Here is an 11,567-nt window from a genome sequence, read left to right on the forward strand (position 1 = left end):
TTATCAACAACTGACAACTTTCATATCATATCAAGTCGCCATATATTTGTCAACAACTTTTTAAATTTATTTTTTACTGACTATTTTGACATCAGCTTTATCATCATATCAAAGCCTCAGTTGTTTGTCAACAAAAAATTATTTTTTATTTGCCGTCATCTCAACGACAAGTAATATAATACCAAGTACCATCGCCTTCGTCAACGTTTTTTTTATAAAAAAATAAATTTTCGTTTATGTATTAATATGACTACTTTTTTCTCTGTTTCGTTCGTTTTTTATTTCTATTATAAATTTTTATAACATATAATATTCGTCAACTTTATTCACCTAAAAAGAGAGATGGCTAATAATTAACCATCTCCCTTTTAAATATTATTATTTTTCTTTCTTGATAACTTCTAAACCTTGCATATATGGACGTAATGCTTCTGGAATTGTTACTGATCCATCTTCATTTTGGTAGTTTTCTAAAATAGCAGCTACAGTTCTACCTACAGCTAAACCAGAGCCGTTTAATGTATGAACATATTGTAATTTACCATTTTCATCACGATATTGAATTCTTGCTCTTCTAGCTTGGAAATCTTCACAATTAGAACAGCTTGAGATTTCTCTATAAGTATCTTGTGCTGGCATCCATACTTCTAAGTCATGTGTCATAGCTGCACTGAATCCCATATCTCCAGTAGATAGAGTAATTACATGGTATGGTAATCCTAGTTTTTCCATAATGTTACCAGCATTTTTTGTCATTTTTTCCAATTCATTATATGAATCTTCTGGCTTAGTATATTTAACCATTTCAACTTTATTAAATTGGTGCATACGTATCAAGCCACGAGTATCTCGACCTGCACTTCCTGCTTCAGAGCGGAAGGATGGTGATAAAGCTGTAAAGTAAACTGGTAAGTCTTCTGTTGGGATTACTTCTTCACGATAATAGTTAGTTAAAGGTACTTCAGCTGTTGGAATTAAAGTCATATCTTCCCCATTAACTTGGTATACTTGATCCTTAAATTTAGGGAATTGGCCAGTTCCATACATTGATTTAGCTTTAACAATATATGGAGGAATTACTTCTGTATAACCTTCTTTAGCATGTTCATCTAACATAAAGTTATAAACCGCACGTTCAAGTTTTGCTCCTAATCCTTTGTAGAAAACAAATCTTGCCCCAGAAACTTTAGCTGCGCGATCGAAATCTAAAATTCCTAGGTCTTCACCAATATCCCAGTGTGCTTTAGGTTCAAAATCAAATTTACGTGGTGTACCTACTTTATAAAGTTCAACATTTGAATCTTCATCTGGTCCTACTGGAATAGTAGGATTTGGTAAGTTAGGCAAGTGAGCAGCCATAGATTTTACATTTTCTTCTACTTTAGCTAGTTTTTCATCAAGTTCTTTGATCTTAGTACCAACTTTGCGCATTGCTTGAATTTGTTCACTAGCATCTTCTTTATTTCGTTTTGCTTGAGCAATAGCTTCAGAAACTTCATTACGTTCTTTCTTTAAATTTTCAGTTTCAACAAGTAACTCTCTACGTTTCTTGTCTTCAGCTACTAATTCATCAATTTCTTCTGGTTTTACGCCTCTTGTTCCCAAGCGACGTTTATATTCTTCTGTATTTAATCGAATATCTTTAATATCTAGCATCTTTGTGTCCTCCAAATTTTTTTAACATCTTGACGTAAAAAAAAAGCCCTCCCGTCCCCAAAATTGGGACGAAAGGACTTCTTCTTACGCGGTACCACCCAAGTTCGACAGTAAATAACCATCACACTCAATGATTTAACGATCTCCCGTGCAGCATTACCTGCCCATACAACGAACGCTGGAGTTTCGGCTCATAGTTTCCACCAACCACTATGTCTCTTTACTGCCTACTTATGGCGAACTCCGATGTTTAACTTACCTACATGTTAAAACATTGAATTATAAAATTCAAGTATTATTTTTCTACTTTATGAGGTGTTAAATCAACTTCATCCAGTGGTATTACTTTAGTTTTATATTTTATCTTATAGTAGCAGTATAAAATCAAGAATAACGGTACAGACATGTAAGTAACACTTATAGCTTGCCAATCAAGATTAGCAAATGATTTCAAATCTTGGCCTACAATTACTAAGATACATAATACTAATGCTAAAAGTGGACCGAATGGGAACCACTTAGCATGGTAACGTAATTCGCTAAGTTCATGACCTTGTTTTTTAAATGCCCTACGGAAACGATAGTGAGAAATGGCTATACCTACCCATGCTATAAAACCTGTTAAACCACTAGCACTTACCAAGAATGTGTAAATCTTATCACCAAAAATACTTGATAAAAATGTTAGTAACGCAACAAATGTAGTTCCTAATAAAGCTGGCATTGGTATCCCACGATTATTAACGAGTGAGAATATTCTAGGTGCATCTTTAGTCAAGCTCAAAGAAAATAGCATTCTTGTGGAAGCATACATTCCTGAATTTGCTGCTGAAATAACAGAAGTTAAAATAACAGCATTCATCACAGCGGCAGCAGAAGCCAATCCTGCACGTTTAAAGACCAAAGTAAATGGACTAATAGCAATATCAGTAGCTTCTGATCCCAATAAATTAGGACTTGTGTAAGGAATCAAACAAGCTATAACAAAAATAGCTAGAATATAGAATAATAAGATTCTCCAAAATACTTGCTTGATAGCCTTAGGAATACTTTTTTCTGGAGTTGCAGATTCACCAGCTGTAATACCTATCAATTCTGTTCCTTGGAAAGAAAATCCAGCAACTACGAATACACTTAAGACTGCCGGAATACCACCAACAAAAGGAGCCTTTTTATAAGTGAAGTTTTCTAAATATGTTGCATGCCCCCCAATAATTCCAATAATTGTTAATAAACCTACAATCAAAAAGACAATAACTGTTATAACCTTGATCAAAGCCAACCAATATTCTGTTTCACCAAAAGATTTTACAGACAAGGCATTAATAGCAAAAATTACTAATAATACAATCAAACTGAAAACCCAACTAGGAATATTAGGGAACCAATAACGTAACACTATTGCACTTGTAGAAACGTCAACTGCAACAGTAATAGCCCAGTTAAACCAGTAATTCCATCCCATCGCAAATCCTAAAGCAGGATCAACAAATCTTCCTGCGTATGTTGCAAAAGAACCTGTGACTGGCAAATATGTTGCCATTTCACCTAAAGAAGTCATTAAGAAGTACACCATCAATCCAATTGCTATATAAGCAACCAAAGCTCCACCAGGTCCTGCTGTAGAGATAGCAGAACCACTTGCAACAAACAAACCTGTTCCGATACTACCACCAAGGGCAATCATAGAAACATGACGAGTTTTCAAGGATCTTTTAATTTCTCCTTGATTACTATTTTCAGACATTACGTCTTCCTCCAAACTTTTTATTCTCAGAGGTCTAGATAATAAAAGAGCACACACCTAACTAAAGAGGTATGTGCTCTATCTATCAAATATCATAATCTATAATAAAAAGCATTCGATAGCGCTCCGTAGTCAACTATTAAACTACGACAGTTCCTGACTTGTTGAGCCAGGCCCCAGCAAAATATTGAAAAAGCAATATCTTACTTCGGCAGTTTTTCCTTTCAACATTTTTCATTGCTGCTTTTTCAGCTCCAAATATTTACTGATAAAAACTGCGACCTCTGTTCGACGCTTTTTATTATACAGAAAACAATTTAAATTGCAAGAAATAATTAATTATCTACTTTTCAGCAGATGATATTGATGCACGTAAACTATCAATATCAAATTCTTCTTTCATAAAATCTTCGTTTTCAACTGGAAAATGTGTTTCTACACTTTCAAACACTTGCAAATAAACCTTTGCTTCTTTTATCTTGTAATCCAACAGATGTCCACCCAAATTATGTGCATCATTTAAATAATGTAAGTGGAAACCTGCTGAAGCCATCCCATGGAATAATTCTGGAGAAAAGTATCCTACAATTGTTCCTTGCCCATCATTTTCTTCAAAAATAGCTTGCTTATCTGCCACCTCTGTCAATGTTGGATAAGGCTTCTTTTGTCCTTCAACAGCTCTTGTCTTTATATAATCAAATTTTCCCTTTACTTTTACAGCAAAGAAAACATTCTTCAAATTATACTTAGAGAAAATCATATCCTTTAATTGATCAGGAGTTGCATCAGTAACATCAAATTCTATTTCTGGATTATCAAAATGGGAATTTGCAAATGGAACCTTTACTTCATTAGCATCTAATACATTTACACTACCATCGCTACGTACAAGATATGGCACTCCATCAAGTATAATCATTTCGCCATCTAATCCTGTAGCTGTTCCTATTCCTGTATCACCATGTTCTAGTAAGGAACTCAAAGGTAATGTACCGTCAAATAATCCTGGAACAAGTAAGGCTAATGTACCATGTTGAAATAACTTCTTTGTGTCTTTCATCTTTAAGATGCCTCTTTTCAATTAGTGAAGTTGATCTTCAAGAATTTGCTTACCTAATTCTTTGTTGTCGCTGTAGTCAACTGGAATGTCAACAACTACAGGACCTTCAGTTGCAAAAGCTTGGTCTAATACTTTTTCTAAGTCTTGAGCTTTTTCCACACGTAAACCAGTAGCACCAAAACTTTCTGCATACTTAACAAAGTCTACACTACCAAAGTTTACCCCTGCACTCTTTCCATACTTCAATTCTTCTTGGAACTTAACCATATCATAGTGTCCATCATTCCAAATAATGTGTACGATGTTTAAGCCCAAACGTACAGCTGTTTCTAAATCTTGACTGGAGAATAAGAAACCACCATCACCAGAAACAGAAACAATTTGTGTATTAGGTCTTACTAAAGCAGCGGAAATAGCCCATGGTAATGCCACACCTAATGTTTGCATACCATTACTAAATAGTAAGTGGCGTGGATTATAGCTTCTAAAGTGACGAGCCATCCAAATGTAGAAACTACCAACATCAACACTAACTGTCATATCATCAGTAACTCTATCTTGTAAAGCTTGAATAATGCTTAAAGGATGGGAAGTAACTTGATTTTCAGTAACTGCTGGTGGTTCATCTCTTAATTTTAATTTTTCTTGTAGTCCATCTAAATATTCGCGTGAACTTTCAGGCAACTTGAAACCTTTCATGTATGGTAATAAGAAGTCAAGAGTTTGAGAAATATCACCTACCAATTCACGTTCTGGTTGGAAGTTCTTATCTACTTCTGCACGCATAGAATCAATTACGATGATATTTGCGTCACCTTCGTTATTCCAGTTACGTGGTTCATATTCAATTGGATCGTATCCGACAGCGATAACTAAGTCAGCATGTTTCAATAATTGGTCACCAGGTTGGTTTCTAAATAATCCTACACGACCAAAGAAATCATCTTCTAATTCTCGAGGAATGATTCCTGCTCCTTGGAATGTTTCAACGACTGGTAAATGAGTTTCTTCAACTAAGTTTCTGATAGATTTAGTTGTTTCTGGATCAGATGCTCTCATACCTAAAAGAAGAACAGGTAGTTTTGCAGTTTTGATACGTTGGGCTAATAATGTTGATTCTACAGGACTAGCTGGTCCTAAAACAGGTGCTGGCATTGGAGCAATTGGAGCAGTTTTAACTTCTGAATCAGTAACGTCTTGTGGTACTGATACAAAACTTGCACCTTGCTTTGCAGCTTCTGCTTCTTGATAAGCATTAGCAATTACTTCAGAAATATTTTCTGGTTCTTGAACTTCAGCAGCATATTTAGTTACAGGAGCTAATAATGCAACGTTGTCCATACTTTGGTGAGTCAATCTTAATAAGTCTGTACGTTGAACTTGTCCAGAAATTGCCAACACTGGATCTCCTTCAGCAGTTGCAGTAACTAATCCAGTTGCTAAGTTTGACACCCCAGGACCAGATGTAGTTAATACAACACCTGGCTTACCAGTAATTCTACCAATACCTTGAGCCATAAATGCAGCATTTTGTTCATGACGAGTAATAATCAATTGAGGTGCTTTTTCATTTGTTGGATGTTCCAATCTTTCAAATACCCTATCAATCTTAGCACCAGGTACCCCAAAAACATATTTAACATCATGGTTTACCAAACTATCAATAATGGCATCTGCACCATAACGTTTTCCTTTATCTTCAGTCATTTTTTCATTCCTCTTTTCATCAAATATTTACAGTATAAAATTATAATATCACTGCTAAATTCACTTTACCAGCGCTTATATAGTTTGTGAAAAATATTCTTTAGAAAACGATTAATACCATAGCATTAAGCTTAAATATAAATTTAAACTTTGTGAATATTGTGTAAGATTTATCATGCAAAAAAGTTGTTATTTATCTCTTAATTAGAGCAAATAACAACTTTATAGGTTTCTTAAAAATATGTTTTTTTCTTTATCATTATCCATTATTGTTTCAGAAAAATAAAAATCATTTCTTTCTAAAACTTTTTTTGAAGCAATATTATCTACTAAGGTAATTGCTTTTATCTGACTATAATCTTCTTTCACACGGCTACATATTTCTTCAATGGCTTTCGACATATATCCACGATACCAATAATTTTGATTTAATATAAAGCCTATCTCACCTGTTTTTTTATTGCCATTTTTAACAGGTAAATCATATATACATATTACTCCCACTACTTTTTTATTAACTACCAATCCCCAGGCACCGTTTTGTAACATTTGAGATAAATAAAAACTAGCAAAACTTGAAACTGGAGCAAACCCTGCCATTCTAGCTACTTCTTTTTGTGTGATAATTTCTCTAAAATCATTAAGATCATTACTTGATAATTTTCTAATTATTAAATCTTCTACTTCTTTCAATCATCGCACCAACCTTAATAATTTGAATTTCTGAACCCCTTAATCTTCTTTAACTTTGCAGCATACCTTATGTATAAATTACTGCAGTAATATACCCAGGCAAAACCTAATGTTAATGCGCCTGTAATATCACTAACATGTAATTGACCTAAATATATACAAGCTACACTTGTCGCAATTAACCAAATTCCTAAAATGAATCCCACTAAGTAAGCCAAAGCCTTGTCTTTGAAATATGGTAAAAAGATGATATATACAATAGCCACCAGAATTGTCATCCCTAAAACGTGTAAACCTGGGAAAGCATATCCCATTTCCGGTTCAACTCTTTTACTTCCATAACGCAATATCAATCGTGCTACCCATCCTACAACTAATCCTGTTCCAACTGTAAAAGTAATCCACACACCAGGAATTTGCCATCTTATAAACCATAAAATTCCTAGTAGTACTATCGTATAAACAATTGCCATTCTGGAACTAGATAGTTCACTAATAACGTTGTAAAACATTACTTGTAAATTATTTAAGTTACGAGTTAATTTAAAATAAACTACTGTATCTATTTTATGCAACCATTGAGCCTGTTGAAATACAAGAAAATAATTGATAAAGAATAGTATTGTAAAAAGGTACGCTAATGGCTCTCTTTTCTTCTTCTCTTTTATAATCACGGACATCCCCCCTTAAGGCTTAATTATACACTAAATAGCTCTATTAATTTCAATATTAGTGGTGATTTATTACTATTTTTCAGCCATATTAATGTTAACTGAGTATTCCATCCCGGGTAATTTATAGGAATTATTCTACCATTCGTATAATTTTTGGCACAAGAAGCTGGAACTAAAGCCACGCCCATTTCTAACTTTGCCCAGTAAATTGCTGTTCTTGCATCATCACACTTTACTGCTATATAAGGACTTATCCCAAATTGTGAAAAAGTTTGTCGGAAAATATTTTCAAATCTCCTATATATTATTAGCGGTACTTCTTCTAAATCATCAATTCCTATCTTCTTTTTTCCTTTTAAATAATCATCGCTATTTACCACTGCTACCATTGGCTCTTCCATCACAATTTTAGTTTCAAGTTCTCTTTGATTAAAAGGAGTTCTAACCAATCCTAAATCTATCTCACCATTAAATAATTTTTCCAGTATTCCATACGTATTGCTTTCAAATATTTCAAAGTTTATTTCAGGATAATACTTTCTAAACTCTTTCAATTTTCCTATTGGTAAAGCAGCTGCGGAAGAAGAAACTGTACCTAAAGAAATTTTTCCCAATTCTCCTTTAGTGGTCTTCTTAACTTTTTCTTCAGCCACTGTAGTCAAATCCAGAATTTTTCTTGCATATTTTTCTAACATCATACCTGCATCCGTCAATACAATTCCATGGGCAGTTCTAGTAAATAATTTAGTTTCTAATTCTGCTTCTAATTGTTTTAATTGGTAACTCAATGGAGGTTGAGCAATATTTAGTTTTTTCGCAGCAGCTGTTATCTGTTTTTCTTCCACTACCGCTATAAAATACTGCAGTTGCTTTAAATTCATCAGTACTCCCTCTTACTTTAGATATATAAATTTTGTATATCTTATATTTTAATTTGGTATTTTTATTATAATATATTCAGTGTTAATATGATTAAGTAATTAAGCGAAAGGAGAATTTATTAATGATTACATCTACATTATTAATGCTGGCAGTAGGTTTATTTGCTGGCATTATGGGAGCCATTCTGGGAATTGGTGGCGGTATGATTATTACACCTATTATCACTTTAGCTTTAGGCTTAGATATCAAATATGCTATCGGTGCCAGCATTATTGCCGTTATTGCAACTAGCTCTGGTTCTACAATTGCATTCTTAAAAGATGATGTCTTAAACTTACGTGTAGCAATGTTTTTAGAAATTGCTACTACTATCGGAGCTATTGTTGGAGCTATCTTAACTGGTATTTTTCATCCAGCAATCTTATATTTTTTATTTGGTTCCTTACTTATTTTTTCAAGTTGGAATATGTACAGAAAACTCCGCAGTGGTAAAGAAATTTTAAAAAGAGCCAAACCTGACAAATGGGCACAAAAATTTAATCTTAACAGTTCATATTTTGACAAGAACTTAAACAAACAAATTGATTATCAAGTTGAAAATATTCCTGGCGGCTTATCTATTATGTTTGGAGCAGGTATTGCCTCTGGAATGTTAGGAATCGGTTCTGGTGCTTTTAAAGTTATGGCTATGGATAATGCTATGAAAATGCCCCTAAAACCATCTAGTGCTACCAGCAATTTAATGATGGGAGTAACTGCTGCAGCCAGTGCCTCTGTATACTTCTTCAATGGCTCTATTAAGCCTGGTATTGCTGTTCCACTCGCTTTAGGGATTTTAGTTGGAGCCGCAATTGGAAGTAGAATCATGCAACATCTTCCTTCAAGAGTTATTAGAATGATTTTCATTCCTATTCTATTATATCTAGGATTACAAATGATTTTTAAGGCGTTTGGGGTGACAATATAATATGGATAAAAAGACAAAAAATGAAATGAAAACTGTAGAAATCTTAATTGGTAAAATCATGCGTATTGGAGTACTGATTGCCGCTTCCGTTATGGTAATAGGTTTTATTATGCTTGTTTGCCAACAAAGCTCTGGATATCCTGGTACTACATTTCCTACAACCTTATCAGAAATTCTAAAGGGTATTACTACTTTTAAACCATATGCATATATGATGGCAGGAATTTTTTTATTAATCTTGACACCAGTCTTACGTGTGTTAGTCTCAATATATGCATTCTATAAAGAAAAAGATGTCTTATACGTTTGGATTACAACTATAGTATTCATTATTTTGATGTTTGGATTCATTTTAGGACATCATTAAAGGAGCGTTTTTAATGCCACAAGATAACAGAAGACGTCGACGTTCCATTGAAAATTATCAAAACGACACGTCTTCACACGTACCACAACGACAACATGAACATCATCATTCTCCACATAGACTTAGTAAAACTATCTTTTTTTGGTTACTACTATCTTTAGTGGTTTTTGCTATCGTTGGTGGAAAATATCTAGAAAAGAAACTGAATAATGCACAAAAGGCTGCCAATACCATCTATAGTTCTAGTAACTTTAGCAAGTCTCGTAATGTTAGTTCTACCTTAAAAAAAGGCAAACCTGTTTCTATCTTACTAATGGGAACTGATACCGGAGCTTTAGGCAGAAATTTCCGTGGACGTACTGATACATTAATCGTTTTAGTTATGAACCCTAAGGATAAGAAAATGACTCTTGTTTCACTTCCTCGAGATGAAAAGGTTGCTATTTCAGGTTATGAGGAATACTATCCTAGTAAACTAAATTCTGCATACTTCTACGGTGGATCTAAAGCAGCTGTTAAAACTGTTCAACAAGATTTAAATATTCCAATTGATTTCTACGTCACTATTAACATGGGTGGTTTGGAAAACATTATTGATGCTGTAGGAGGTGTCGATATTGCTCCTACAATTTCATTCTCATATGGAGGATACTCTTTCAAAAAAGATAAGGTAACACATATGAATGGTTCTAAAGCTTTAGCATACGTTCGTATGAGACATGATGATCCATTAGGAGACTATGGACGACAAACTAGACAAAGACAGGTACTTATGAAAGTTGCTCTCAAGAGTAGTCATATTTCGAATCTCCTTAATCAAAAATTCTTGAATACTATTTCTAAGCAGATGCAAACTGATTTATCTTTTGATGATTTATTGGCACTTGGGACCAAATATCGCGTTGCTACTCATGGTATGGATTCAGATCATCTGCAAGGTGAATCTCAAATGATCTATGGCGAAGCATTTGAAAATCCATCTACTGCAGAAAAACAAAGGATAACTAATAAAATACGTAAAGCATTAGATTTAAAAAAAGCTAAAACTGGTTCAACTTATGGAACCGACTATGATGTTAATATTAGTGATTATTAAAGGATTGATTATCTTCGTTGATAAAACGTTGATTATCAATCCTTTTTATTATTTAATTAACAAAATACCCTCTAAGTTACTGATGATTCTTAATACTTCATCTGTATACTTAGAGGGTATTTATTTCATAAAAAACTGATAATTTTAGAAAATGTTACTTATCTTCTTTTCTTCGTCTAGCCAATCCTAAACCTAATACACCAGCGATTGTTATAAAGGCTACTCCAACTAAAGAACTATTTTCTTCTTTATCACCAGTTTGTGGCAAGGTTGACTTGTTTACAACAGATCGATTCTTTTGAGTCTTATTTTGACTAGTGGTGTTATCTATCACTACTTCTTGAGTTTCTACAAATTTACCATTTAGAGAAAGTCTAGCAGCATTTAATTCGTTAACTAATTCTTGAACTGTTGCCAAGTTTGCATCAATTCCATCTTTTGAAATTAAATCTAAAGCAACCTTAACTAAACTATCATAATTATCTCTTAATTTAGTATCAGCATTAGTATACTTAACCGAATTCTTCGTTCCATCAACTAAAGCCAATTCTCGACGTAATCTTGCCATCTCAGCATCTACTTTCTTAGCTTCAGCAAGTGCTTGTTCTACTAATTGTGGTGTAGATGCATTGTCTATGCTTTGGACAAAGGCGTCTTTTTGTGCATCGTTCAAGTTTTTCAATCCATCTAGATTTGCTTGTGATGTTGTCTTTTGGTC

11 protein-coding genes and 1 riboswitch are annotated in these 11,567 nt (G+C 33.7%); of the genes, 3 read left to right on the forward strand and 8 right to left on the reverse strand.

The window, feature by feature from the left end:
• Window positions 1–378: 378 nt before the first annotated feature.
• The 7 genes from serS to NOU10_RS09050 all read right to left on the reverse strand — a co-directional run bounded on the left by serS (window position 379) and on the right by NOU10_RS09050 (window position 8,418).
• Window positions 379–1,656: a serine--tRNA ligase gene (gene serS / locus NOU10_RS09020; protein WP_003700886.1), complete on the reverse strand. Its 1,278-nt coding sequence runs from the start codon at window positions 1,654–1,656 to the stop codon at window positions 379–381.
• Between the two features lie 295 nt (window positions 1,657–1,951).
• Complete coding sequence (locus NOU10_RS09025; RefSeq protein WP_255906640.1) at window positions 1,952–3,403, reverse strand: amino acid permease; 1,452 nt, start codon at window positions 3,401–3,403, stop codon at window positions 1,952–1,954.
• Window positions 3,404–3,514: 111 nt separating this feature from the next.
• A riboswitch (Lysine riboswitch) is annotated at window positions 3,515–3,699 on the reverse strand.
• Window positions 3,700–3,746: 47 nt separating this feature from the next.
• Window positions 3,747–4,463: an acetolactate decarboxylase gene (budA, locus tag NOU10_RS09030; protein ID WP_081533552.1), complete on the reverse strand. Its 717-nt coding sequence runs from the start codon at window positions 4,461–4,463 to the stop codon at window positions 3,747–3,749.
• Between the two features lie 21 nt (window positions 4,464–4,484).
• Complete coding sequence (gene alsS / locus NOU10_RS09035) at window positions 4,485–6,170, reverse strand: acetolactate synthase AlsS (protein WP_003700881.1); 1,686 nt, start codon at window positions 6,168–6,170, stop codon at window positions 4,485–4,487.
• A gap of 222 nt (window positions 6,171–6,392) precedes the next feature.
• A complete protein-coding gene (locus tag NOU10_RS09040; RefSeq protein ID WP_003704932.1) occupies window positions 6,393–6,863 on the reverse strand; it encodes a GNAT family N-acetyltransferase in 471 nt (156 codons plus the stop codon).
• Between the two features lie 14 nt (window positions 6,864–6,877).
• Window positions 6,878–7,543, reverse strand: coding sequence for a phosphatase (locus NOU10_RS09045; protein WP_080550206.1), 666 nt, complete (start codon window positions 7,541–7,543; stop codon window positions 6,878–6,880).
• A 17-nt stretch (window positions 7,544–7,560) separates the two neighbouring features.
• Window positions 7,561–8,418 carry a LysR family transcriptional regulator gene (locus NOU10_RS09050; protein ID WP_003704936.1) on the reverse strand — a complete coding sequence of 286 codons (858 nt, stop codon included), beginning with the start codon at window positions 8,416–8,418 and terminating at the stop codon, window positions 7,561–7,563.
• A gap of 122 nt (window positions 8,419–8,540) precedes the next feature.
• On the opposite strand from NOU10_RS09050, the gene NOU10_RS09055 reads away from it, so the two are divergent.
• Genes NOU10_RS09055 through NOU10_RS09065 form a run of 3 tightly spaced genes read left to right on the forward strand, consistent with a single transcriptional unit; the run spans window position 8,541 to window position 10,849 of the window.
• The gene (locus NOU10_RS09055; RefSeq protein ID WP_003702329.1) at window positions 8,541–9,386 is read left to right on the forward strand and encodes a sulfite exporter TauE/SafE family protein; all 846 of its coding nucleotides are present in this window, start codon (window positions 8,541–8,543) and stop codon (window positions 9,384–9,386) included.
• A gap of 1 nt (window position 9,387) precedes the next feature.
• On the forward strand, window positions 9,388–9,753 hold the full coding sequence (locus tag NOU10_RS09060) for a DUF1634 domain-containing protein (RefSeq protein ID WP_255906642.1): 366 nt from the start codon (window positions 9,388–9,390) through the stop codon (window positions 9,751–9,753).
• A gap of 13 nt (window positions 9,754–9,766) precedes the next feature.
• Window positions 9,767–10,849 (forward strand): LCP family protein, encoded by a 1,083-nt coding sequence (locus tag NOU10_RS09065; RefSeq protein ID WP_255906643.1) that lies wholly within the window; start codon window positions 9,767–9,769, stop codon window positions 10,847–10,849.
• Window positions 10,850–11,003: 154 nt separating this feature from the next.
• Here NOU10_RS09065 and NOU10_RS09070 read toward each other — a convergent pair.
• Window positions 11,004–11,567: LPXTG cell wall anchor domain-containing protein (locus tag NOU10_RS09070; RefSeq protein WP_255906645.1), on the reverse strand; the 564-nt coding region annotated here is incomplete at its 5' end.

Source organism: Ligilactobacillus sp. MP3, from assembly GCF_024436335.1.
GTDB classification, from domain to species: domain Bacteria; phylum Bacillota; class Bacilli; order Lactobacillales; family Lactobacillaceae; genus Ligilactobacillus; species Ligilactobacillus salivarius.

Coding starts and splice junctions, on each gene's coding strand:
- NOU10_RS09025 (WP_255906640.1), bottom strand. CDS start 3,403: ATGTCTGAAAATAGTAATCAAGGAGAAATTAAAAGATCCTTGAAAACT.
- NOU10_RS09065 (WP_255906643.1), top strand. CDS start 9,767: ATGCCACAAGATAACAGAAGACGTCGACGTTCCATTGAAAATTATCAA.
- NOU10_RS09060 (WP_255906642.1), top strand. CDS start 9,388: ATGGATAAAAAGACAAAAAATGAAATGAAAACTGTAGAAATCTTAATT.
- serS (WP_003700886.1), bottom strand. CDS start 1,656: ATGCTAGATATTAAAGATATTCGATTAAATACAGAAGAATATAAACGT.
- alsS (WP_003700881.1), bottom strand. CDS start 6,170: ATGACTGAAGATAAAGGAAAACGTTATGGTGCAGATGCCATTATTGAT.
- NOU10_RS09055 (WP_003702329.1), top strand. CDS start 8,541: ATGATTACATCTACATTATTAATGCTGGCAGTAGGTTTATTTGCTGGC.
- NOU10_RS09045 (WP_080550206.1), bottom strand. CDS start 7,543: ATGTCCGTGATTATAAAAGAGAAGAAGAAAAGAGAGCCATTAGCGTAC.
- NOU10_RS09050 (WP_003704936.1), bottom strand. CDS start 8,418: ATGAATTTAAAGCAACTGCAGTATTTTATAGCGGTAGTGGAAGAAAAA.
- budA (WP_081533552.1), bottom strand. CDS start 4,463: ATGAAAGACACAAAGAAGTTATTTCAACATGGTACATTAGCCTTACTT.